Origin of the sequence: Actinosynnema sp. NPDC050801, assembly GCF_040673975.1 — a bacterium.
In the GTDB taxonomy this organism is placed as follows: domain Bacteria; phylum Actinomycetota; class Actinomycetes; order Mycobacteriales; family Pseudonocardiaceae; genus Actinosynnema.
This window is the reverse complement of sequence record NZ_JBFAQZ010000011.1, coordinates 67886-90943: the sequence shown is the minus strand read 5'-3', so window position 1 is coordinate 90943 and position 23058 is coordinate 67886. Positions and strand designations below refer to the sequence as shown.

At 73.8% G+C, this 23058-nt stretch carries 18 protein-coding genes; 11 read left to right on the top strand and 7 right to left on the bottom strand.

Annotated features, from left to right (window positions below; translation table 11 throughout):
• Window positions 1-19 precede the first annotated feature (19 nt).
• Both AB0K14_RS24130 and AB0K14_RS24125 read left to right on the top strand, forming a co-directional pair.
• Window positions 20-979 (top strand): pirin family protein, encoded by a 960-nt coding sequence (locus AB0K14_RS24130; RefSeq protein ID WP_360458881.1) that lies wholly within the window; start codon window positions 20-22, stop codon window positions 977-979.
• Complete coding sequence (locus tag AB0K14_RS24125) at window positions 976-1365, top strand: tetratricopeptide repeat protein (RefSeq protein WP_360458883.1); 390 nt, start codon at window positions 976-978, stop codon at window positions 1363-1365. Before AB0K14_RS24130 ends, AB0K14_RS24125 begins: the two co-directional genes overlap by 4 nt.
• On the opposite strand, the gene AB0K14_RS24120 is transcribed toward AB0K14_RS24125, so the two are convergent.
• Window positions 1328-1654, bottom strand: coding sequence for an MGMT family protein (locus AB0K14_RS24120; protein WP_360458885.1), 327 nt, complete (start codon window positions 1652-1654; stop codon window positions 1328-1330). The two genes, AB0K14_RS24125 and AB0K14_RS24120, sit on opposite strands and share 38 nt — an antisense overlap.
• Before the next feature lie 63 nt (window positions 1655-1717).
• Between AB0K14_RS24120 and AB0K14_RS24115 the strand changes: the two genes are divergently transcribed.
• Window positions 1718-4891, top strand: a complete 3174-nt coding sequence (locus AB0K14_RS24115) for an ATP-dependent DNA helicase (RefSeq protein WP_360458887.1) — start codon at window positions 1718-1720, stop codon at window positions 4889-4891.
• 78 nt (window positions 4892-4969) lie between these two features.
• Window positions 4970-8452, top strand: coding sequence for a UvrD-helicase domain-containing protein (locus AB0K14_RS24110; RefSeq protein ID WP_360458956.1), 3483 nt, complete (start codon window positions 4970-4972; stop codon window positions 8450-8452).
• On the opposite strand, the gene AB0K14_RS24105 is transcribed toward AB0K14_RS24110, so the two are convergent.
• A complete protein-coding gene (locus AB0K14_RS24105; RefSeq protein ID WP_360458889.1) occupies window positions 8449-8985 on the bottom strand; it encodes a hypothetical protein in 537 nt (178 codons plus the stop codon). The two genes, AB0K14_RS24110 and AB0K14_RS24105, sit on opposite strands and share 4 nt — an antisense overlap.
• A gap of 79 nt (window positions 8986-9064) precedes the next feature.
• Window positions 9065-9445 (bottom strand): hypothetical protein, encoded by a 381-nt coding sequence (locus AB0K14_RS24100; RefSeq protein WP_360458891.1) that lies wholly within the window; start codon window positions 9443-9445, stop codon window positions 9065-9067.
• Between the two features lie 69 nt (window positions 9446-9514).
• Between AB0K14_RS24100 and AB0K14_RS24095 the strand changes: the two genes are divergently transcribed.
• Both AB0K14_RS24095 and AB0K14_RS24090 read left to right on the top strand, forming a co-directional pair.
• Window positions 9515-10927 (top strand): M20/M25/M40 family metallo-hydrolase, encoded by a 1413-nt coding sequence (locus AB0K14_RS24095; protein ID WP_360458893.1) that lies wholly within the window; start codon window positions 9515-9517, stop codon window positions 10925-10927.
• Window positions 10924-11991: a potassium channel family protein gene (locus AB0K14_RS24090; RefSeq protein ID WP_360458895.1), complete on the top strand. Its 1068-nt coding sequence runs from the start codon at window positions 10924-10926 to the stop codon at window positions 11989-11991. Before AB0K14_RS24095 ends, AB0K14_RS24090 begins: the two co-directional genes overlap by 4 nt.
• Window positions 11992-12086: 95 nt before the next feature.
• On the opposite strand, the gene AB0K14_RS24085 is transcribed toward AB0K14_RS24090, so the two are convergent.
• Both AB0K14_RS24085 and AB0K14_RS24080 read right to left on the bottom strand, forming a co-directional pair.
• Complete coding sequence (locus tag AB0K14_RS24085) at window positions 12087-13646, bottom strand: HAMP domain-containing sensor histidine kinase (RefSeq protein ID WP_360458897.1); 1560 nt, start codon at window positions 13644-13646, stop codon at window positions 12087-12089.
• Complete coding sequence (locus AB0K14_RS24080) at window positions 13643-14320, bottom strand: response regulator transcription factor (RefSeq protein ID WP_360458899.1); 678 nt, start codon at window positions 14318-14320, stop codon at window positions 13643-13645. Before AB0K14_RS24080 ends, AB0K14_RS24085 begins: the two co-directional genes overlap by 4 nt.
• A gap of 433 nt (window positions 14321-14753) precedes the next feature.
• Between AB0K14_RS24080 and AB0K14_RS24075 the strand changes: the two genes are divergently transcribed.
• Window positions 14754-15191 carry a hypothetical protein gene (locus AB0K14_RS24075; RefSeq protein ID WP_360458901.1) on the top strand — a complete coding sequence of 146 codons (438 nt, stop codon included), beginning with the start codon at window positions 14754-14756 and terminating at the stop codon, window positions 15189-15191.
• Here AB0K14_RS24075 and AB0K14_RS24070 read toward each other — a convergent pair.
• Both AB0K14_RS24070 and AB0K14_RS24065 read right to left on the bottom strand, forming a co-directional pair.
• Complete coding sequence (locus AB0K14_RS24070) at window positions 15161-16060, bottom strand: neutral zinc metallopeptidase (RefSeq protein WP_360458903.1); 900 nt, start codon at window positions 16058-16060, stop codon at window positions 15161-15163. The two genes, AB0K14_RS24075 and AB0K14_RS24070, sit on opposite strands and share 31 nt — an antisense overlap.
• A gap of 15 nt (window positions 16061-16075) precedes the next feature.
• Complete coding sequence (locus AB0K14_RS24065; RefSeq protein WP_360458905.1) at window positions 16076-17377, bottom strand: neutral zinc metallopeptidase; 1302 nt, start codon at window positions 17375-17377, stop codon at window positions 16076-16078.
• Window positions 17378-17452: 75 nt separating this feature from the next.
• Between AB0K14_RS24065 and AB0K14_RS24060 the strand changes: the two genes are divergently transcribed.
• The 4 genes from AB0K14_RS24060 to nudC all read left to right on the top strand — a co-directional run bounded on the left by AB0K14_RS24060 (window position 17453) and on the right by nudC (window position 23050).
• On the top strand, window positions 17453-19093 hold the full coding sequence (locus AB0K14_RS24060; RefSeq protein ID WP_360458907.1) for a DUF2207 domain-containing protein: 1641 nt from the start codon (window positions 17453-17455) through the stop codon (window positions 19091-19093).
• Window positions 19094-19431: 338 nt separating this feature from the next.
• A complete protein-coding gene (locus tag AB0K14_RS24055) occupies window positions 19432-20718 on the top strand; it encodes a pitrilysin family protein (protein WP_360458909.1) in 1287 nt (428 codons plus the stop codon).
• Complete coding sequence (locus tag AB0K14_RS24050; protein ID WP_360458911.1) at window positions 20715-22103, top strand: pitrilysin family protein; 1389 nt, start codon at window positions 20715-20717, stop codon at window positions 22101-22103. The genes AB0K14_RS24055 and AB0K14_RS24050 overlap by 4 nt, the downstream gene beginning before the upstream one ends.
• Entirely contained in the window at window positions 22100-23050 is a 951-nt protein-coding gene (gene nudC / locus AB0K14_RS24045; protein ID WP_360458913.1) for an NAD(+) diphosphatase, read from the top strand. The genes AB0K14_RS24050 and nudC overlap by 4 nt, the downstream gene beginning before the upstream one ends.
• The last annotated feature ends 8 nt before the right edge of the window (window positions 23051-23058 follow it).

Sequence of the window (23058 nt, the reverse complement as noted above, 5' to 3'; positions counted from 1 at the left end):
ACCGCCCGAGGAGGCAGCCATGCCCGCCGTCACCGCCGACACCCTGACCCTGCCCCGCCTGCCCGCGCTGCCCGAGGCCGCGACCGCGTGGCGCCAGGTGCGGCGCGTGGTGCGGGCGCACCGGTTCCTCGAAGGCGAGGGCTTCCAGGTCCGCCGCCCCTTCCCGGGCGTCGACCTGCCCGAAGCGGACCCGTTCCTGCTCCTCGACCACATGGGCGCCGTCGAGTACGGCCCCGGCGAGGCGAAGGGCGCGCCCTGGCACCCGCACCGCGGTTTCGAGACCGTCACCTACATGATCGACGGCGTGTTCGAGCACCAGGACTCGACCGGCGGCGGCGGGGTGATCGCCAACGGCGGCACGCAGTGGATGACGGCCGGTTCCGGCGTCCTGCACTCCGAGCTGCCGTCGCAGGAGCTGGTGGCGAAGGGCGGTCTGTTCCACGGCGTGCAGCTGTGGGTCAACCTGCCGCGCGCCGCCAAGTGGACGCCGCCCCGCTACCAGGACATCAACGCGGCCGACACCGTGCTGCTGTCCAGCGACGACGGCGGTGCGCTGGTCCGCGTGATCGCGGGCGACGTAGCGGGCCACCGCGGCCCCGGCATGACGCACACGCCGATCACCTACCTGCACGCCACCCTCAGCCCGCACGCCCACCTGACCCTGCCCTGGCCGGAGGACTTCACCGCGATGGTCTACGTGCTGTCCGGCCGCGGCACGGTCGGCGCGGAGCACCGCCCGCTCGAAGAGGGCCGGCTGGCCACCTTCGGCAACGGCGCCGCGCTCACCATGCGCGCCGACACGACGTGGGACGTCCTGGTCCTGGGCGGGCTGCCGCTGCGCGAACCGGTCGCGCGCTACGGCCCGTTCGTGATGAACACGCGTGCCGAGATCCTGCAAGCCATCGAGGACTTCCAAGCCGGGCGACTGGGCGCGACGCACGTGCCGCACGTCACCTCGGCGGACGAGGAGCTGTCATGACCGACGTCCGGGAACTGCTGCGCAAGGGACGCATGTTCCGCGCGTCCGGCGACCCGAGCGGCGCGGCGCGGTACCTGGCCGAGGCCGCGGAGCACGCGCCCGCCGACCGGACCGTGCTCACCGAGCTCGCGCTGGCGCACTTCCAGTCGGCCGCGCTGGGCAAGGCCGAGGGCGTGCTCAAGGCCCTGGTCGACCTCGACCCGTCGGACGGCTACACGCGCCTGCTGCTCGGCCGCACGCTCAGCCGGCAGAGCAGGCACGCCGAGGCGCTGCCGCAGCTGCGCCTGGCCGCCGCGATCACCCGCGACCCGGAGGTCGAGTCCGAGGTGGCCCGGGTCGAGGCGCGGGTCACCACAGACCGGGAGGCTCCTCCGCCTTCTCCTTGACCGCGTCCTCCCAGCGGTACGTGCGCAGGTCGACCTTCCCGTCGTCGGCCACCACGCCCTCCTCGCGCAGCAGTTGCAGCTGCTCGTCGGCGATGTGGGGCGCGCACGTGCCGTTGGCGCGCAGCACCCGGTGCCACGGCAGGTCGTGCCCGTCCTGGTTGAGCACCTGCCCGACCAGGCGGGGCGACGGCGCGCGGGCGATGTCGGCGACGTCGCCGTAGGTCGCCACCCGGCCGCGCGGGATCTTGCGCACGACCTCGCGGACCATCTCGTGCAGCTGTTCGTCCACGCGAACAGCTTTTCACGTGACACGGCGCGGCCCTGATCTCACCGGGAATTTCCCTGTGGTTCGATGCCTCCCGTGGCAGGGAACAGGGCGCCCTTGTTGGTGCGCCGGGTGCGGCAGGAGGAGCCCCGGCACGACTGGGACGCACCGGCACGCGCCGTGTTCGAGCACGTCGGCGGGCCGTTGCGGGTGCTCGGCGGCCCCGGCACGGGCAAGACGACGTTGCTGGCCGAAGTGGTGGCGCACCGGGTGCTGCACGGCGGCGTGCACCCGGAGAACGTGCTGGTGCTCACCGCGAACCGCCGTGCCGCGGAGGCCATGCGCGCCCACATCACCCGCCTGCTGACCGCCGCGCGAACGGACGGCGTGCTGCCGACCACCCAGGAACCGCTGGTCCGGACCGTCCACTCGTACGCCTTCGCGGTGCTGCGCGCGCAGTCCGCCCAGGAGGGCGAACCGGCGCCCCGCCTGCTGTCCGGCCCCGAGCAGGACGCGGTGGTGCGCGAGCTGCTCGCCGGCGACGTGAGCATGGGCGCGCCGAAGTGGCCGGAACGGCTGCGCCCCGCCCTGACCCTGCCCGGTTTCGCGCACGAGCTGCGCGACCTGATGCTGCGCGCCACCGAACGCGGCCTCGCCCCGGAGGACCTGACCGAGCTGGGCCGCAAGCACTCCCGCGAGGAGTGGGTGGCGGCCGGGCTGTTCGCCACCCAGTACGAGCAGGTGAACCTGCTGGCCAGCAGCGGCCAGGGGCACGCGCCGTCGTTCGACGCGGCCGAGCTGGTGGGCAGCGCGCTGCTGGCGTTCGAGACCGATCCGGACCTGCTCGCGGGCGAGCGGCGGCGGGTGCGGCACCTGCTGGTGGACGACGCCCAGCACCTCGACCCGCTGCAGTACGGGTTCATCCGCGTGCTCGGCGAGGCCGCGCAGGAGTTCGTCCTGGCGGGCGACCCCGACCAGGCCGTGTTCTCCTTCCGCGGCGCCGACCCGACCCTGCTGGCCGACGCGGGCGGACCGGCGGTGGTGCTCACCACGGGTTACCGGATGGCGCCGGAGATCCGGGCCGCGGTGGGCCGGCTCGCGGCACGGCTGCCGGGCGCGTCGCCCACCCGCGAGGTCTCCCCGGTCGACGGCACGGGCCACGTGCGGGTGCGCCTGTTCGCGTCGGCCGCGCAGGAGGCGAGCTGGGTGGCCGACCAGCTGCGCCGGGCGCACCTGATCGACGAGGTCCCGTGGTCGCGGATGGCGGTGGTGGCGCGTTCGGCGACGAGGTCGCTGCCCGTGCTGCAACGGGCGCTGCTCGCGGCGGGCGTGCCGCTGGCCGTGCCGCGCGACGAGCTGCCCCTGGCGCGGCAGCCCGCGGTGATGCCGGTGCTGGCGCTGCTGCGCTGCGCGGCCGTGCTGGGCAGCCTGGACGAGGACACCGCGGCGATGCTGCTGTCCTCACCGCTGGGCGGCGCGGACCCGTTGGCGCTGCGGCGGTTGCGGCGCGGTTTGCGCCGGCTGGAGCTGGCCGCGGGTCGTGACCGGCCCAGTGGCGAGCTGCTGGTCGAGGTGATCGAGTCCGACGACCGGCTGGCCGCGCTGGAGGACGCCGAGGCGCAGCCCGCACGGCGGATCGCCGGGCTGCTGCGCAAGGCGCGCAAGGGGATCGCGGACGGGCTGACCGTCGAGCAGGTGTTGTGGGAGCTGTGGCAGACCACCGGTCTGGAGCTGCGGTGGGCGGCGCAGTCCGCCCGGCACGGCACCACCGGTATGCAGGCCGACCGGGACCTGGACGCGATCGTGGCGTTGTTCGAGGCGGCGGCGAAGTACGTGGACCGGCTGCCCGGTTCGGGCGCCGAGGGTTTCGCGGACTACCTGGCCGCGCAGGAGATCGTGGGCGACACGCTGGCCGCCGCCGCTCCCACGGGCGAGGCGGTGTCGGTGCTGACCGCGCACGCCGCCGCCGGTCGCGAGTGGACGGTCGTGGCGGTGCCGGGCGTGCAGGAGGGCAGCTGGCCCGACCTGCGGCTGCGCGGGTCGTTGCTCGGCGTGGAGCGGATGGTCGACGTGGTCGCGGGCGTGTCGGCCGAGACGGTCTCCGCGGTCGCGCCGATCCTGGCCGAGGAACGGCGGTTGCTGCTCGTCGCGGCGAGCCGGGCGCAACGGACGTTGCTGGTCAGCGCGGTGCGCGGGGAGGACGAGCAGCCGTCGCGGTTCCTGGACGAGATCGAGGAGCTGTCCACCGGCGAACCGGAGCGGCCGACGTTCACGCCCGAGCGCGGGTTGGTGCTGGCCGAGCTGGTCGGCGAGCTGCGGCGGGTGGTGTGCTCCGACGACGAGCCGGCGGGACGCCGGGAACGCGCGGCCGCCCAGCTGGCCCGGTTGGCGGCGGAGGGCGTGCCGGGCGCGCACCCGGACTCCTGGTACGGCCTCGCGGACGTCACCACCGAGAGTCCACTGTGGACCGAGGAGCACACGGTGAGCGTGTCGCCGTCCACCGTGGAGACCCTGGCGAAGTGCCCGCTGCGCTGGGTCGTCGAGCGGCACGGCGGGCAGGACCCGGCCGAGCTGGCGTCGATCACCGGCACGCTGGTGCACGCGCTGGCGCAGGCCGCCGCGACCGGCGCGGACGAGAAGGAGCTGAGGGTCAGGCTGGACGAGGCGTGGGCCGCGGTGGACGCGGGCGCGCCGTGGTTCTCCCGGCGCGAACGGATCCGGGTGGAGCGGATGCTCGACACGTTCCTCACCTGGCTGGCGTCCAGCCGCACCCAGCTCACCCAGGTCGCGGTCGAGGAGGAGATCTCCGTCGAGATCCCCAAGCAGGACGGCGGGCCGTCGCTGCGGGTGCGCGGCCGGGTCGACCGGCTGGAGACCGACCGGGACGGCCGGCCGGTCGTCGTGGACGTGAAGACCGGCAAGACCCCGGTGTCCAAGGACAAGGCCCAGGAGCACCCGCAGCTCGCGGTCTACCAGCTGGCCACGGCGCTGGGCGGCTTCACCCACCTGGGGCTGGGCACCGACCCGGGCGGCGCGCGGCTGCTGTACGTGGCCAAGGAGGACCGCAAGTCAGGCGCCGTCGAGCGGGAGCAGGTGCCGCTGGACGAGCAGGGCGTGCGGGTGTGGCTGGAGGCCGTGCAGCTGGCCGCCGGGTCCAGCGTGGGCCCCGCCTACCAGGCGACGGAGAACGCGGACTGTGATCGTTGCCCGGCCCGCACCACGTGCCCCGTGCACGCGTCCGGCCGGCAGGTCAGCCAGTAGCCGACCAGCGGATACGCGCCCGCCCTGCGGGTCGCCGAAGGTAGCCGGCGGCGACCACGGAGAATGCGGGGCGTGGTCGTGCCGAGCGGGGTCGAACGGGTGGCGGGTGAGCCGGTGGCGCTCGCCGGTCCGTTCGAGGTCGCCGAGGCGCTGGGGCTGCCCAAGCCGACGCCCGAGCAGGCCGCCGTCATCGCCGCGCCCACCGCGCCCGCGCTCGTCGTGGCCGGAGCGGGGGCCGGCAAGACCGAGACCATGGCCGCCCGCGTGGTCTACCTGGTCGCCAACGGCCTCGTCACCCCCGACCGCGTCCTCGGCCTGACGTTCACCCGCAAGGCCGCCCGCCAGCTGTCCGACCGGGTCCGGCTGCGGCTGCGCCGGCTCGCCGGCTCGCCCCTGCTGGACCGGCTCGACCCCGGCGGCGAACGGCGCGCCGCGGTGCTGACCACCGAGCCGGTGATCCTGACCTACCACGCCTACGCGGGCCGGCTGGTCGGCGAGCACGGCCTGCGGCTGCCCGTGGAACCCGGCGTGCGGCTGCTCACCGAGACCGCCGCGTGGCAGCTCGCGCACCGCGTGGTGTCGACCTGGAACGACGACCTGGACACCGACAAGGTGCCCGCGACCGTCACCGGTTACCTGCTCGCGCTGGCCGGAGAGCTGGGTGAGCACCTGGTCGACCCGGTCACGCTGTGGCGGCACGCCGAGCGGCTGTGCGCGGTGATCGAGAACGCGCCCAAGACCGCGCGGCAGCGCGACGGCCTGCCCGAGTCGCTGAAGGCCGTGGTGAACGCCCAGCGGTTGCGGGTCAACCTGATCCCGCTGCTGGAGGCCTACCAGGCGCGCAAGCGGCGCGAGGCGGCGATGGACTTCGCCGACCAGATGTCGCTGGCCGCCCGGCTGGCCTCCGAGCACCCGGAGGTCGTGCGCGGCGAACGGGAGCGGTACGGCGCGGTGCTGCTGGACGAGTACCAGGACACCGGCCACGCGCAGCGCGTGCTGCTGCGGTCGCTGTTCGGGCGGGGCGAGCCGATGCCCGTGACGTCGGTGGGCGACCCGGCGCAGGCGATCTACGGCTGGCGCGGCGCGTCGGCGGCGAACCTGCCCCGGTTCGTGCACGACTTCCCGCCCGCGAAGAAGTACGGCCTGCTCACCAGCTTCCGCAACCCGCCGGAGGTGCTGGCGCTGGCCAACGCCGTGTCCGCGCCGCTGCGCGCCATGGGCCTGGACGTGGACGAGCTGCGCGCCCGTGACGGCGCCGGGCCGGGTGACGTCCGGGTGGCGTTGTTCACCGACGTGCGCCAGGAGCTCGACTGGGTGGCGGACACGGTCGCCGCGCAGTGGGAGGACCACCTCGACACCAGCGACGAGCCGCCGACCGCTGCGGTGCTCGTGCGCCGCCGCTCGGACATGGCGAACATCGCCGCGGCGCTGCGGGAACGCGGCCTGCCGGTGGAGGTCGTGGGTCTGGGCGGGTTGCTGGACGAGCCGGAGGTGCGCGACCTGACCAGCGCCCTGCGGGTGCTGGTCGACCCGCTGGCCGGCACCGCCGCCGCCCGGCTGCTCACCGGCTCGCGCTGGCGGGTCGCGGCGTTCGACCTGGCCGCGCTGTGGACCCGGGCGCGCGACCTGGCGGGCGCGCCGACCAGGCAGTCCGTCGCGGAGGACCCGTTGGCCGTGCTGGCCGACGCGCTGCCCGGTGAGCACGCCGACCAGGCCGGTCTCGCGGACGCGCTGGACGACCCGGGTGACCCGACCGCGTACTCCGCCGAGGGCTACCGGCGGATCCGGCGGCTCGGCGCGGAGCTGGCGGCGTTGCGCCGACGCCTGGGCCAGCCGTTGCCCGAGCTGGTCGCCGACGTCGAACGCACCCTGCTGCTGGACATCGAGGCGATGGCCCGGCCCGGCGGGGTCGGTCGGGCGCACCTGGACGCGTTCGCCGACGTGGTGAACGACTTCGCCGCGGCCAGCCCCTCGGCCACCCTGCCCGCGCTGCTCGACTACCTCTACACCGCCGAACAGGCCGAGGACGGGCTGGAGCCCGGTGAGGTGGAGGTGGCCGAGAACCGGGTGCAGGTGCTGACCATGCACTCCGCGAAAGGCCTGGAGTGGCACATCGTGGCCGTGCCGCACGTGGTGAAGGACGTGTTCCCGGGGCGGAAGAAGTCGTCCAGCTGGCTGCGTTCGGTGGCCGAGCTGCCCGCCGACCTGCGTGGTGACGCCGAGGACCTGCCGAAGCTGCGCATCGCGCCCGACGCCAACCGCAAGGAGGTGGAGGAGGCGCTGGTCCGGCACGAGGAGGACTTCGACGCGCGGCGGCTGGTCGAGGAGCGCCGGTTGCTCTACGTCGCGTTGACCAGGGCGGAGCACAGCCTGCTGGTGTCGGGGCACTGGTGGGCCGAGACGGGCGACAAGCCCAAGGGGCCGTCGGCGTTCCTGACCGAGATCCGGGAGTCGGTGCTGGCCGCCGACCACCCGCCGGCCGACATCGCGCACTGGGCGCCCCCGCCGGCCGACGACGACCCCAACCCCCTCGCGTCGCAGACGAAGACGGCCCAGTGGCCGACGGACCCGCTGGGCAAGCGCCGCGCCGCCGTGGCCGAGGGCGCCGAGATGGTCGTGGCCGCCCTGGAACGCCACCTGGCCGAACCGCCCGCCCCGCCCGCCTCGCCCACCCCGCCCGGGCTTCCCGACGACCTGCCGCCCGAACCGGACTTCGCCGACCTCCCGCCGGAGCCACCGGACGACGACGACCTGCCGCCCGAACCTCCAGACGACGACCTGCCCCCGGACCCGCTCGACGCACCGGACGAGGACCCGCGCGAGTCGAACACCCGGGTCCCGCGTGTCGAACCTCCGGGACCCCCGAGTTCCCCGTTCGAGGACCCCGACCCGGAGGGCTGGGCACGGGACGTCGACGTGCTCCTGGCCGAACGCGCCGCCGCGGCCGACCGGCGGGAACGCGTCGTGCTGCCCGACCACCTCTCGGTCAGCCAGCTGGTCGAGCTCGCGGCCGACCCGGACCTGCTCGCCCGCAGGCTGCGCCGCCCCCTGCCGTTCCCGCCCAACCCGCTGGCCCGCCGCGGCACCGCGTTCCACACGTGGCTGGAGCAGCGGTTCGGCGCGAGCCGCCTCTTCGACCTGGACGAACTCCCCGGCGCGGCCGACGAGGGCGCGGCGCCCGACGCCGACCTCACCCGGCTGCAGGAGGCGTTCCTGGCGAGCAGCTGGGCCGACCGCGTCCCGCGCGACGTGGAGGTGCCGTTCGAGGCGGAGATCGACGGCCTGTCCGTGCGCGGCCGGATGGACGCCGTGTTCGGCGACGACGACGGCGGCTGGACCGTGGTCGACTGGAAGACCGGCGCGGTGCCCGAGGCTGACCGCCTACCGGCCCTGTCGGTGCAGCTCGCGGCCTACCGGCTGGCGTGGGCGGCGTTGACCGGCTCACCGGTGGAGAAGGTGCGGGCGGCGTTCCACTACGTCCGGCAGGACCACACGCTGCGCCCCGCGGACCTGCTGGACGCCGACGGCCTGCGCGAGCTGATCCGCTCGATCCCGAACTAGCTGTTCACCCGGGCGTGGACGGGCACTTCCTTCAACACCCGGTCGTAGAGCACTTCCAGCAGCCAACGCCCGAACAGCGACGGCCCGAACTCGGTCGACCGGTCCTCCGGCGGCACCAGCAGCTCCGCCGTGCCGGCCACGTCCACCGCGACCACGCCGATGCCGTAGTAGTCCAGCTCGATCAACGGCCACGGCTGCTCGCCCTGCGGCGCGGGCAGCACCACCGCGCACGGCGCGAGCGTCATCAACGTCCCGCACGACTGCAACGCCCGGTCCACCGTGGACTCGCCCACCAGCACACCGACCAGCTCGACCGCGGGCACGGGCAACCGGTCGTGCGCGGCCGGCTCGAACCAGGAGCGGAACCACGACGGGTCGGCCTGCGGCGGCCAGCCGTTCGCGCTGCGCCACTCGTGCACGTCGGCACGGACCCGCACGACGGCCGACACCTGGTGGCCCAGCACGGCGACGTCAGGCACGACGACGCCGCGCCAACCCAACGCCGACGCGGCATGGTGGAGGAGCGGTTGCACTCGGGCATCCTAGGACTGGTTGCGGTTTCAATGACAGACCCTCGGCCGCGCTCGGTGTCGAACCCGGTGCCGAGAGTGATCAGGGAGTTGAGCGTCCCACGCGCAAGGCCCACAGGATGAGCGGCACCTGGAGCGGCAACCGGCCGAAGGCGACGGCCTTCACCCTGGGTGACTTCGCGCGGTAGTCGTAGGCCATCTTGACGTTGGCCGGGAACACCGCCGCGAAGAACCCGGCCGCCAGCTTGCCCCCCACACCCCGCGTGCGCGGCACGGCGACCGCCGCGGCCAGCGCGACCTCCACGGCACCGGACACGTAGGTCCAGGTCCGAGGCTTGCCCGGCAGCGCACGCGGCACGATCGCGTCGTACGGCTTCGGCTTGGCGAAGTGCGTGACACCCGCGGCGCCGAGCAGCCCGGCCAGCGCGAGCGCCGACCAGGGACGGGAACGAGTGGGTTCCATGGGACCACCCTGTCATGCCGGCCGCCGCCCGGCGCCCTCAGGGTTGCTCCGGGGTTATCCTCCCGCTTCGTGAGCGGTGATCCCGAAAATCCCGAACATCCCGAGCGGGCGGCCGTGGCCGCGTTCGCCGACGACTTCCTGGTCGGCCTGCGCGAGTGGCTGGCCATCCCGTCGATCGGGGTCGACCCGGCGCACCACGGCGACGTGGCCGCGTCCGCGCACTGGCTGGCCGAGGCGTTGCGCCGCGACGGCTGGCCCGACGTGCGGGTCTGGGACGAGGGTCCGGCGCTGCCCGCCGTCTACGCCTGCTGGCCCGCCGCCGACCCCGACGCGCCGACCGTGCTGGTCTACGGCCACCACGACGTGCAGCCGGTCGACCCGGTCGAGCAGTGGCACCACCCGCCGTTCGAGGCGACGGTGGTCGGCGAGGAGCTGTTCGCGCGCGGCGCCAGCGACGACAAGGGGCAGGTCGCGATGCACCTGCTCGGCGTGCGGGCGCACCTGGCGGCCACCGGCGCGGCCCGGCCCGCGGTGACGTTGAAGCTGTTCGTCGAGGGCGAGGAGGAGTCCGGCTCGCCGCACCTGACCCGGCTGCTCGACGAGCACCGCGACGACCTCGCGTGCGACCTGGTGGTGTTCACCGACACACCCCTGTACGGGCGTGACGCGCCGACGGTCTGCACGGGGCAGCGCGGTGTGCACGGGGCGGAGGTCGTGTTCACCGGCGGCACGTCGGACGTGCACTCCGGCCGGGCCGGCGGGAGCGTGCCGAACCCGGCGACCGCCATCGCGCGGCTCGTCGCGGCCCTGCACGACGACTCCGGACGCGTCCGGCTGCGTGACTTCTACACCGACGTGGTCGAGCCCACGGAGGCCGAACGCGCCGACTACGCCGCGTTGCCGTTCGACGAAGCGGTGTGGTTGGCGAACGCGGGCGGTGCGCAGGGCCTGTCCGGTGAGGCCGGTTGGTCGACCCTCGAACGGGTGTGGGTGCGGCCCACCGCCGAGGTCAACGGCATCCAGGGCGGCTACACCGGGCCCGGCTTGAAGACCATCGTGCCCGCGCGGGCGTCGGTGAAGCTGTCGTTCCGGCTCGTGCCCGACCAGCGGCCCGAACAGGTGGCGGAGGCGCTGCGCGAGTTCGTCGCCGAGCACACCCCAGCCGGGCTGCACGCCGAGGTGATCGCCCGCGGTGACGGTGCGCCGCCCTACGCGGTGGACGTGTCGCACCCGGCGGTGGGCGCGGTGCGCGACGCCGTGCAGGCCGCGTTCGAGCAGCCGGTGAGGTTCAGCCGGACCGGTGGCTCGGGGCCCGCGGCGCTGCTGCACGGGTGGCTCGGCGTGCCGGTCGTGTACCTGGGCGCGACGTTGCCGGATGATCGGATCCACGCGCCCAACGAGCGCGTCGTCGTGCCGCTGCTGCTCCGCGGCGCCGAGGCCGCCGCCCGGCTGTGGCGACTGCTCCCCGAGAGGTTGTCATGATCCGCCGCACCAGCCCGGGCGAACCGCTGGCCGACCGGCCCGGTCACTCGCTCGTCGGCGTGGTCAGGATGCCGGACACGGTGCAGAGCCCGGTCCGCGCGATCCTCAAACGGGTCATCGGCGCGCTCGGCGCGCTCATGGCGGCCGTGCTGATCGTCTACATCGACCGTGACGGCTACCGTGACGTCAACGGGGACGGCCTGTCCCTCTTGGACGCGGTCTACTACGCGACCGTGTCGCTGTCGACCACCGGATACGGTGACATCGCCCCCGCCAGTTCCTCGGCGCGGCTGGTCAACGTCCTGGTGATCACCCCCTTGCGGGTGCTCTTCCTGATCGTCCTGGTCGGTACGACCCTCGAAGTGCTCACCGAGCGTTCACGACAGGCGCTGCGCATCCAGAAGTGGAGGACGAAGGTGCGGGACCACGTGGTCGTCATCGGGTACGGCACGAAGGGTCGGTCCGCGGTCAGCGCCCTCATGGGCGACGGGGCGGAGCCAGGCTCCATCGTCGTGGTCGACACCACCCAGGAGGCCTTGGACGCCGCGTCGGCGATCGGCCTGGTCACCGTGCACGGCTCGGGGACCAGCAACGACGTGCTGCGCGTCGCCGGCGTTTCCCGCGCACGGGCCGTCGTCGTGGCGGCGAACCGCGACGACACGGCCGTCCTGGTCACCCTCACCGCCCGTGAGCTGGCGCCGAAGGCCCAGATCGTGGCGTCGGTGCGGGAACGCGAGAACGAGCACCTGCTGCGCCAGTCCGGCGCGGACTCGGTGGTCGTCTCCAGCGAGACCGCGGGCCGGCTGCTGGGCATGGCCACGGCCACCCCGTCCGTGGTCGACATGGTGGAGGACCTCCTGACCCCGGACGCGGGCCTGGCCATCGCCGAACGCGACGTGGAGCCCTCGGAGGTCGGCGGCTCGCCCCGCCACCTGCCGGACATCGTGCTCGGTGTCGTGCGCGACGGCACCCTGTACCGAGTGGACGCCCCCGAGGCCGACGCCGTGGAAGCCGGCGACCGCCTGCTCTACGTCAAGAAGGTGACCCCACCCAGGGAATCCTGACCCGGCGAGTCTGGCGGGCCGGGGAGCCTCCCCCAGCCCGCCGCACCCGGTGCCGCATCCCGGCGGCCCGGTCGATCAGTCCGGGTCAGTCTCGATCAGTCTGGATCGGCCAACGGGATCCGCACCTCGAACGCGGCCCCGGAGACGTCGGCCACCGGACCGTGCCGCGCGGCTCCCACGCCCCGTGCACCGGCGGCCGTGTGCGTTCCCGCCGCGTCACCGGGCGACTCTTGCGTCGCCGGGGTGTCGACCGGCGTGCTCCCGGTCGGCGTGCTCTCAGTCGACGTGCTCGGCGGCCCGCTCAGATTCCTGGCGCTCGGGTTGGTGGCGTCTGGGACCGGTTCGTGCAGAACCTGTTCATCTGGGACCGGATCGTGTGGGAGTGGGTGGTGTGTGACGGGGTGGTGTGGGCTTTGAGTGCGTTGCGACTCGTCGGGGTCGATGCAGGACAGTTCGCCGCCGTGTGCCCGCGCCACGCCGCGGGCGATCGGCAGGCCGAGGCCTGACCCGCCGGAGCGCTGGTCCCGGGCCTCGTCCAGCCGCACCAGTCGGTCGAAGATGCGCTCCCGGTCCGCCGGCGGCACGCCCGGCCCGTTGTCGGACACGACCAGCAGCGCGAAGCTGCCCGCCCTCGACACGCGCAGCCGCACCCGGCCCGTCGGACCGGTGGCCTGGCGGGCGTTGTCGGCCAGGTTGGCCAACACCTGCGCCAACCGCTGCGGGTCGCCGGAGACGAACGCCGACTCACCCTCGGCGGCGATGTCGAAGTCGGGCGCGAGCAACCGCGTCCGCCCCACCTCGGCCTCCGCCAGCGCGAGCAGGTCCACCCGCTCCCGGTGCAGTTCGAGACCGGCTTCGATGCGCGCCAGCGCGAGCAGGTCGTCCACCAGCCGCCCGGCCCGCCGCGACTCGCGCACCAGCAGGAGGTTCAACCGCTCCCGCTCCTCGGCGCTGCCGGTGTGCATCAAGGCTTCCGCGACCGCCTGCACGCCCGCGACGGGTGTCCTCAGCTCGTGCGCCGCGTCGGCCACGAACCGCTTCGTCCGCTCCTCCGATCCCTCCAGCGAGTCCAGCATGTCGTCGAACGCGGCCGCCGTCCGCCCGAGCTCGTTGTCCGCCCGCGACGGGTTGAGCCGGTGCCCCCGGCCACCCCGTGCGATCGAACGGGCCAGCGTGGTCATCGCGTCCAACGGCGCCAACGCCCGCCGGACCACCCACACCATCGCCGCCGCCGTCACCGCCAACGCGCCGAACCCGACCACCAGCAACAACCGCCGCAACCGCGCCTGCGCGGCCGTGATCACCGACGACTCGGCGTACACGGTGATCCTCGACCCGTCGACCAGCTGCCTACTGACCTCGTTCGCCACCTCCTCGTCCGGCGCGTTCCCCACCACCGTCCCGTCCGGCATGACCAGCCGGACCCGCACGCCCCGGCCCTCCAGCCGGTCCACCAGGTCCGCCCCGCGCACCCGCTGCTTGACCAGCTGCTGCGCCACCCGCGCCTTCTCCAGCAGCGCGGTGTCGACGTCCCGCTTGGACTGCGCCGCGAACAACGCGTCCACCGACAACACGACCCCGAGCAGCACGACGGCCAGCACGCCGATCGCGGACAACGTGACCCGTCGGCGCAGCGAGACGGTCCGCAGGCTCACGTCTCGTCCGCCCTGAGCACGTAACCGAGCCCGCGCACGGTGTGCAGCAATCGCGGGCCGTGCTCCTCCAACTTCCGGCGCAGGGCGCTGACGTGCACCTCCACCAGGTTCGGGTCGTAGTCCTCGTAGCCCCACACGGCGGTGAGGATCTGCGTCTTGCCCACCACCCGTCCCCGCTGGGCGGCCAGGTACCGCAGCAGGCGCAGCTCGGTGGCGGTCAACTCGATCGGCGCGTCACCCCGCAGCACCACCGCCGAGTCGGCGTCCACCAGCAGGTCGCCGATCTGCACGGTCGACGGCGTCCTCCCCAGCCGCCGCAACACCGCGCTCACCCGCGCGACCAGCTCCGCGAGCACGAACGGCTTCACCACGTAGTCGTCCGCACCCCGGTCGAGCCCGCGCAGCCGATCGGACACCCCGTCCCGAGCGGTCAACATCACCACTCCGGCCCCGGACGCCCGCCGGATGACCTCCAGCAGCGTGAAGCCGTCCCGACCGGGCAGCATCACGTCGAGCACCACCAGGTCCGGCCGGAACCGGACCAGGTCGCCTTCCAGCTCACGGCCGTCCGGCCGGACCTGCACCTGGTAACCCGCGTCCCGCAAGGCGGAGCTCACGGCGGCGCCGATCGCCTCCGCGTCCTCGATCACCAGCACCCTGGCAGCAGTCGACACCTCCACATTCTGCGTCGCGACCCGCGCCGCGGCCGTGAGGCCGCGACGGACCCGGACAAGTGCTCCTCATCCACCGGCACCCCTCGGCGGTGCTCGGTCGAACCCTCGCACGCCGCGCACCGCGCGGTGGCCGGTCTCCCGCGACGTGGGCGCGGACGGGGGAGACCGGCCGGCCAAGGGCAGCACGGCGTAGACGGGCCGACGGCGTGGCGGCCAGGCCCAAGGTCGGCGATCCCGCCGAGGTGCGCGGTGCGGCATCCGGCGACGGGCGGGCGGTCGACTGGGTCCGGCGGCCGGAACGGTGAGGTTCATGGGACGAGTGTCGAACAGGAGTTCGAGGGTGTGCAAGATCACGAACGAGTGATGTTTGGGCGCGGGGAAGACCCGTCCGCCCGCACGACAACCGACCGCCCCGTCTGCGACCATCCACGCTGTGGCGGTTCCGCGAAGCCCGGTCAGGTGGGCGCTGGTGCTGCTGGTCGTGGGCCTGGCGGCCGTCGCGGCAGCGGTCGCCTTGTGGTGGCCGCGCACGTCCGCCGAGGTCCGACCGGTCGCCGCGACCGTCGTCGCCCCCGCCTCCTGTGGTGACCCGGACGCCTACGACCGGGTCGAACTGACGGTCGGTGACCGGACGCACACCGCGAAGCTCGACGGCTGCGGCCACCAGGAGAACGAGGTGGTCGAGGTCGTCCTGCCGGCCGACACCAGCGGCGAGTTCACCGTCCAGGCCGCCGCCAGCACGCCCGTCGGCATGCCGTTCCACGCCCGCCTGACCACGTTGCTGATGTGCCTGAGCGGCCTTGCCGGCGGCCTCTACGCCTACCTGCTGACCAGGCGCTCTCAGCCCACTTCCGTCGGTGACGCCGCGTAGGTGTTGCACGACGAGGTCACGCCCTCGGTGAAGCCCAGCGAGGCCCAGTCGGACTGGTTCTCCGGGGTGCCGTGGGCGTTCTTCTCCGCCGGCTCGGACACGGCGTACTGGAAGTCCTCCGCCGCCTCCTGGGCCAACCCGCTCCCGATCGAGCCGGACGCCGCCACCAGGAACATGCCGGCGAAGCAGTTGGCCTGAAGCTCGATCCGCCGCGACATCTCCAGCCCCGCCGGCGTTTCCTCGCCCGCGTCGACGATCTTGCTGTCCGCCGCGCGGAGCATCCCCGTCAACGCCTGCACGTGGTGCCCGTACTCGTGCGCCAACGTGGCCAGGTGCGACCCCGCGCGATGGCCGCCACCGTTGTCGCGCAGCCGTCGCGTGGGCATGTAGATGGTCCTGTTGCGACCGCAGTAGTACGCGACCGCCTCACTCTCGGCGGGCGCCGTGCCGCACGGCCCGTCGGTCAGGTCCGGCGCCGTGTCCAGCGCGGGCGGGTCGAACGGCAGGTTCGCCTGCTCCAGCAAGGGCTTCCACGCCTGGTCCAGGCACACGACCCCGGCCCGGTAGTACGCCGACAGCTCCGTGTCGGACACCCCGAACCCCGGCAACGTGCAGGCCACGGCGGGAAGTCGGGCGGGTGCGGTCAGCAACGGGTGGTCGGCCAGCCGGTGCACCGCGCGCGGGCGGGGCGGTTCGGTCTCCGTGCTCTGGGCGACCGTGGCGCCGGGCGCGGCCACCGCGCGGCCGTTGATCCGCTGGGACGTTTCGAGCTGCGTGATGCCGCCGAGGCCCAGCACGCACAACACGATCAACGAGAACACGCCGATGAGGACGATCGGGTTGTTCCTGGGCTCCTCGGGCGTGTGCACGGTCCTCCAGTCGGGTCAGCTGACGTCCGCCGCGCTCGCCACCCAAGTGTTGCACGCGCTCGTCTCGTTGTTTTTGAAGCCGTGGTCGACCCACGCGGCGTTCCGCTCCGGAGCGCCGTGGTCGCGGTTGGGGTAGATCGGGTAGTCGCCGCGGTTGCCCGCGTCGGTCAGGGCCACCGAGATCACGTCGTTGGGCACCGCGCCGTGCGACAGCGGTGCCAGCGTCATCCCGCCGAAGCAGGTGGCCTGCAGCTCCTTGCGCCGGTTCAGGTCCAGGCCCTCCGGGGTGTCCCAGCCGCCCTTCTCGTACTGCGCCTGGCTGGACGCCCGCAGGATGCCCGACAGCCACTGGACGTGGTGGCCGTACTCGTGCGCGAGCTGCCCCAGGTACTTGCCCGGGTGGTTCGGGTTGGCCGAGCCCTGCTCGTTGGCGTAGTGGTTCGGCGTCCAGTAGATCGTGCCGTCGCAGTACATGGCGGTGCGGTCGGGACCCATGGAGCCGCACGTATTGGTGATCTGGGAGGTCACCAGGACCAGCTCGACCGGCTGGTAGGGCAGGTTCGCGCGTTCGAACGACGGCTTCCACATCGCCTCGATGCACGGCAGCGCGGCCCGCAGGAACCGGTCCTGACCGGCGGGCGAGTAGTCCATCGGGGGCAGGGCGCAGCCGCCGATGTTGAACGCGCCCAGGCCCGCGCCGTGGATCGGGTTGTCGCCCAGCGTGACGACGGCCTTCGGGCCCGCCTTCGACGTGCTGGTCGACGTGGACCGCCCGCTGCTCTCCGTCGTGGTCGTCGTCGTCGTGGTCGTGGTGGTGGCCTCGGGCGTGTACGTGTAGCTGGAGTACCCGTTGCCCGAGTCGCTCGCCGCCTCGGAGCCGCTGTTCGCGGCCAGGATCCCGATCGTGGTGACACCGAGCACGAGCAGCCCGACGATCAGCACCGCCACCAGCGGGCCCTTGCTCTTCTGCCGCGGTGGCGGCGGGTACGGCACCGGCGCCGGACCCCACCCCGGCGGCGGACCGTGCGGCGGCCCCCAGTTCACCGGCGGTGGCTGCGGCGCGGCCATCGGCGGCGGTGCCATGGAGGGCGGTGCCATGGGCGGCGGTGCCATCGGCGGCGGTGTCGTGGGGGCGTACCCGGGCCACGGCTGCGTGGGTTGCGGACCGGTCTGCGGGGCCTGGGCGGGTGGCGGCTGCTGCGCCGGCCACTGGTAGGGCTGCTGGGGCTGTTGCGGCGGGGTCAGCGGTGAGGGCATCGGCGGCGGCCCGACCGGTCGTGGCGGCGGCCAGCCACCAGGCGGCGGTGGTTGCGTCATCGCTGGTCGTCCCCCATATCGCGGATACCCGAATCAGCACAAGAGCTTAGGGGAACTCCGCTATTCTCCGCGCCCGTGTTGAAAAACTGGGGAGCGGCGGCCATCTGCGCGGTCGCGCTGTGCGCGGGTACCGGCACGGCGTCGGCGCAGCCGAGCAGCACGGCCGGACTGCCCGGGACGGTCGGCGCCGACGTGCGGCTCAAACTGGAGCGCGACGGCAGGCTGACCGTGACCGAGGTGGTCACCGTCCCAGAGGGCAAGGCGGCCACGCGGGTGGTCCCGCTGCGCGTTCCCGTCGGCGCCGACCGCGAGCGGGTCTTCCGGGTCGACGACGCGACCGTGGCGGGCGAGGGCACGGCTACAGCATCGGCCGACGAGCTGACGATCGCACTCCGGGCAGGCACGTCCACCGTCAAGTACTCCGTGGTCGGCGCGGTCGCCAAGATCGGCGACACGCTGGAGCTGCGCTGGCAGCCCGCGAGCGGGTGGGACACCGCGCTGGACTCGGTGAAGGTCTCCGTGATCACGCCGGACGCGCCGCGGTCGGTGAGCTGCCTGGCCGGCGAGCCGGGCACGTCGAAGCCGTGCACCAGCGCGGACCTGGGCGACGGCCGGGGCGTGCGGGCGACCGAGATCGGCCTGGCCGCCGGCGAGCGGGTCGACGTGGTGGTGGGGTTGCAGGAGGGCGCGGCGCCCGCCAACGCGCTGGTGGAGGAGACGTCGGGGCTGGCGGCGGCGTTCGCGCTGACCCCGCTGACCGGCGCCGGCCTCGGTGGGCTGGTCGTGCTGCTGCTGTGCGGCGGGTTGCTGCTGTGGTACCTGCGCGGTCGTGACGCGCGGGCCTTGGCCGCCGAGGTCGGGCCGGTGGCCGTGCTGGTCACCGACGGCGCCGGGCGGGTGGCGTTCGCCTCGCCGGACGGCGTGCTGCCCGGCCAGGTCGGGACCGTGGTGGACGAGCACGTGGACGTGGTCGACGTGACCGCGACGGTCGTGGACCTCGCGGTGCGCAACTACGTGTGGATCGAGGAGGTCGACGGGCACGACTGGCGGTTCGTGCGGCGCAACCCGGCCGACCCGTCGCTGTGCGGGTACGAGCGGGCGGTGTACGAGGCGTTATTGCCCGACGGCGTGGACGCGGTGTCCCTGTCGGAGCTGCGGGGCAGGCGGATCGACCTGTCGCGGGTGCGGGACGCGCTGTACGCCGACGTGGTGGCGAAGAACTGGTTCGCGCGCAGGCCGGACGCCGAGCGCAACCTCTGGTGGTGGGCCGGGGTCGGGGTGGGTGTGCTCGGCATCGTGCTGACGGTGGTGCTGGCGTTGGCCGGTGCGGCGGCGTTGTTCGGGTTGGTGGTCGTGGTCGCCGGTGTGGCGTTGGCGGTGGGCGCGCGCTCCATGCCCGCTCGCACCAAGCGCGGGAGTGCCCTCTTGGAGCACGTGCGCGGGTTGCGCGGGTATCTGCACACGGCGAGCCCTTCGGACATCCCGGAGTCCGACCGGGAGATGGTGTTCTCGCGGTCGCTGCCGTACGCCGTGGTGCTGGGGGAGACGGAGCGGTGGCTGGAGGCGTTCGCCGGCGCGCGGCCGGGGCTGTACTGGTTCGGTGAGGCCGAGCAGGGCGGTGACCTGCGTCGGTTCGCGCGGACGTTCCCGGCGTTCCTCGGGGCGTTGGACGGGGTGCTGGCGCAGGCCGGGCACCTGAGGTCGCTGCGGGGCTGATCCTCGTTTCACCCGATAGTGATCTTGCGTCAGGTCGAACAGCAGTTCGACAATGGAGTCACCTCGGCATCCGGACCCGCGGGGCGGCGGGGCGGGCGTGCCGCGGTGGTCGGGCCGAGGCCAACCCGGTGTCCACACACGCCGGCTCCACCGGGTGGGCGGCCTGCCGAGACGAGCGGTGGTCCGGATCGGGCAGGCGTGCGCCCGGCCCCGGGTCGACCGTCGCGCCGCTGGTCGGCCAGTGGGTACCGGGTGGGTTCGCGCTGGGCGTAGCGGGTCTTCACCGGTGGTGGGCGACCATCGGGACCGGCAGTGGTGTGAACCCGTAGGCTGCGTCCATGGCGCTACCCGAACTGCACAGGTTCACGCTTCCCAACGGTCTGCGGGTGGTGCTCGCACCCGACCGCAGCGCCCCGGTCGTCGGGGTGAGCGTGCACTACGACGTGGGCTTCCGCTCCGAGCCCGAGGGGCGGACGGGGTTCGCGCACCTCTTCGAGCACCTCATGTTCCAGGGCAGCGAGAGCTTGGAGAAGCTGGCCCACTTCCGTCACGTGCAGTCCTCGGGCGGCACGTTCAACGGGTCGACCCACCCCGACTACACCGACTACTACGAGGTGCTGCCGTCGGCGGCACTGGAGCGGGCGCTGTTCCTCGAAGCGGACCGCATGCGGGCGCCGAAGATCACCGAGGAGAACCTGCGCAACCAGATCGACGTGGTGAAGGAGGAGATCCGGCTCAACGTGCTGAACCGACCGTACGGCGGGTTCCCGTGGATCCTCCTGCCGCCGGTCCTGTACCAGACCTTCCCGAACGCGCACAACGGCTACGGCGACTTCACCGACCTGGAGAAGGCCACCGTGGACGACTGCGCCGCGTTCTTCGACACCTACTACGCGCCGGGGAACGCCGTGCTGACGGTGGCGGGCGACTTCGAGCCCGAGCGGGCGAAGGCACTCGTCGAGCAGCACTTCGGTGACGTGCCCGCCCGCCCGGTGCCGCCCCGGCCGTCGTTCGCCGAAGCGGCGCCGAAGGGCGAGCTGCGGGCCGAGCACACCGACCAGCACGCGCCGATGCCCGCCATCGCCGTGGGCTACCGCATCCCGGACCCGGTGGCCGAGGTGGAGAGCTACCTCGCCTACCTGGTCCTGGCCGGCGTGCTGACCGACGGCGACGGGTCGCGGCTGCAGCAGCGGCTGGTGCACCGCGACGCGATCGTGGTCGACGTCGGCGCCGGGTGCGGCCTGTTCGGGCCGTTGGAGGCGCGCGACCCCGACACGTTCACCGTCACCGCGATCCACCCGCCGGAGGTCGACTCGGCGCGGGTGCTCGCGGCCGTGGACGAGGAGCTGCTGAGGTTGGCCGAGGAAGGGCCGACGGAGCAGGAGCTCGCGAAGGTCACCGCGCGCTGGGTGTCGACCATGCACCGCGAGCACGACCGGCTCACCAGCCGGACGCTGGGCCTCGGGTCGGCCGAGCTGCTGTTCGGGCGGGCCGAGCTGCTGTACGAGCTGCCGGACAAGCTGTCCCGCATCACCACCGACGAGGTCGCCGCGGCGGCCAAGGCGTTGCGGCCCGACTCGCGCGCCGTCCTGACCCTCAAGCCCGTCGACGGAGGTACCGAGTGAGCGCCCCGACCAAGCACCGCAGCGCCGACGAGATCGGCCGTACGGCGCTCGGGCCTCGCCCGTTCCCGGAGTTGGGCGAGCAGCGGGCGGCGGCGGACCTGGACACCGTCGACACGACGCTGGCCAACGGCCTGCGGGTGCTCGCGGTGCGCCGGTCGTCGGTGCCGCTGGTCGAGGTGCGGCTGCGGATCCCGTTCGGCGACCCGGCGTCGAGCAGCGAGGGCTCCACGCACGCGGCCCGAGCCGAGGTCCTGGCGAGCACCATCCTCACCGGCACCGCCACCCGCACCCGGGTGGACGTGGACACCGAGCTGGCGCTGGTCGGCGGCGAGCTGGACGCGATGGTCGACCCGGAGCGGCTGGCGCTGTCCGGCAACGCGCTGGTGTCCGGTTTCGCCACCGTGCTGGACGTGCTGCGGGACGTGCTGACCGGCGCGACCTACCCGGCTGACGAGGTCGAGCGGGAACGCGCGCGGCTGGTGGAGCGGATCCGGTTGGCGCGGTCGCAGCCGAACGTGATCGCGCGGGAGGCGTTGCAGCGCCACCTGTACGGCGACCACCCGTTCGCCAAGGAGATGCCCGAGGCGGACGAGGTCGCGGCGGTGACCCGGGAGGACGTGCTCGCGCTGCACTCGTCGGCCGTGCTGCCGCGCGGGTCGGTGGTCGTCGTCGTGGGCGACGTGGAGCCGGACGCGGCGGTGCGCGCGGTCGAGGGCGCGCTGGGCGGCTGGACCGGTGAGGGCACCGCGGTGGCGTTGCGGCCGGTGCCGCCGGTGCGCGGCGGCGACGTGCTGCTGGTGCACCGCCCCGGCGCGGTGCAGTCCCAGATCCGGCTCGCCGGACGCGGGCTCGCGCGCACCGACGAGCGGTACGCCGCGTTGCAGCTGGCGAACCTGGTGTTCGGCGGGGGCTTCTCGTCCCGGCTGGTGGAGAACATCCGCGAGGACAAGGGCTACACCTACGGCGCGCGCTCGCACCCGGAGTTCACGCCGGGCGGCGCGACGCTGCTGGTGGACGCCGACACGGCCAGCGAGGCGACCGCGGCGGCGCTGCTGGAGACCCGGTACGAGCTGGGCAAGCTCGGCCTCGTCCCGCCGACGGAGTCCGAGGTGGACATCGCGCGCCGGTACGCGATCGGGTCGCTGCTGACCGCGACGTCGTCGCAGGGCGGCCTGGCGTCGTTCCTGATGAACCTCGCCGGTCTCGGTCTGGACGTGGAGTGGTTCACCGGGCACCCCGGCCGGTTGGCGGCGGTCACCGTGGAGCAGGTCGCCGAGGTGGCGCTGGAGTTCTTCGCGCCCACCGCGTTCACCGGCGTGCTCGTGGGCGACGCGGAACTGCTGGCGCCGCAGCTGCGCGCGCTGGGCGGTGTGGCCCTGCCGTGAGCTTCGAGTTGGGGGAACTGCCCGCCCTGTCGCGGTTCACGGTGGACCGGCGCGAGCCGTTGCGCGGTGACGCGGAGCGGATCGCGCAGCTGTGGCCGAAGGCGCGCGTGCTCACCGTGGACGCGCACGGCCGCACGTTGGTGGCCGACCAGGCATCGCGCCTGGTCGACCGCCCCGCCACCGAGTTCGGCGACGGCCCGCCGGACACCGCCGTGCTGCTGGGCGAGCAGGACGGCGTGGCGTACTGGGCGGTTCCGCTGACCGAGGACGAGACGGACGTCGACGCGCCCTCCGGCCGGGCGTGGTTCAGGCCGGAGTTGACCGACGAGCCGCAGTGGCTCGACCTGCGGGCGTGCGGCGCGTTGCTGGACGACACCGGTGCGGGCCTGTTCACCTCCGCGGTCGCGTTGTTCCACTGGCACCGGTCGGCGAAGTTCTGCGCGGTGTGCGGCGGGCCGACCGGGTCGATCAAGTCCGGCTGGGCGCGGGTCTGCGAGCAGTGCGGGCGCGAGGAGTACCCGCGCACCGACGCGGCCGTGATCTGCCTGGTGCACGACGGCGCGGACCGGGTGCTCCTGGCCCGCGGCGAGGGGTGGCCCGAGGGGCGGTACTCGGTGCTGGCCGGGTTCGTCGAGGCGGGCGAGTCGCTGGAGGCGTGCGTCGCGCGGGAGATCGAGGAAGAGGTCGGCGTCCAGGTCGGCGCGATCCGCTACCTCGGCAGCCAGCCGTGGCCGTTCCCCCGGTCGTTGATGGTGGGGTTCGAGGCGGTGGCCGACCCGGCCGAACCCCTGCGGCTCGCCGACGGCGAGATCGCGCAGGCCAGGTGGGTCGATCGGGCCGACGTGCGGCAGGCGCTCGCCGAGCCGGGCAGCGTGCCCGACCTGCTGCTCGCGCCGGGCGCGTCCATCGCCTACCGGATGATCCAGTCGTGGGCGACGGCGGGCTGACCCGGCGC

Excerpts from the sequence above, each read along its gene's own strand:
- AB0K14_RS24130 (WP_360458881.1), top strand. The coding sequence starts at position 20 with ATGCCCGCCGTCACCGCCGACACCCTGACCCTGCCCCGCCTGCCCGCG.
- AB0K14_RS24125 (WP_360458883.1), top strand. The coding sequence starts at position 976 with ATGACCGACGTCCGGGAACTGCTGCGCAAGGGACGCATGTTCCGCGCG.
- AB0K14_RS24115 (WP_360458887.1), top strand. The coding sequence starts at position 1,718 with ATGCCTCCCGTGGCAGGGAACAGGGCGCCCTTGTTGGTGCGCCGGGTG.
- AB0K14_RS24100 (WP_360458891.1), bottom strand. The coding sequence starts at position 9,445 with ATGGAACCCACTCGTTCCCGTCCCTGGTCGGCGCTCGCGCTGGCCGGG.
- AB0K14_RS24090 (WP_360458895.1), top strand. The coding sequence starts at position 10,924 with ATGATCCGCCGCACCAGCCCGGGCGAACCGCTGGCCGACCGGCCCGGT.
- AB0K14_RS24065 (WP_360458905.1), bottom strand. The coding sequence starts at position 17,377 with ATGACGCAACCACCGCCGCCTGGTGGCTGGCCGCCGCCACGACCGGTC.
- AB0K14_RS24055 (WP_360458909.1), top strand. The coding sequence starts at position 19,432 with ATGGCGCTACCCGAACTGCACAGGTTCACGCTTCCCAACGGTCTGCGG.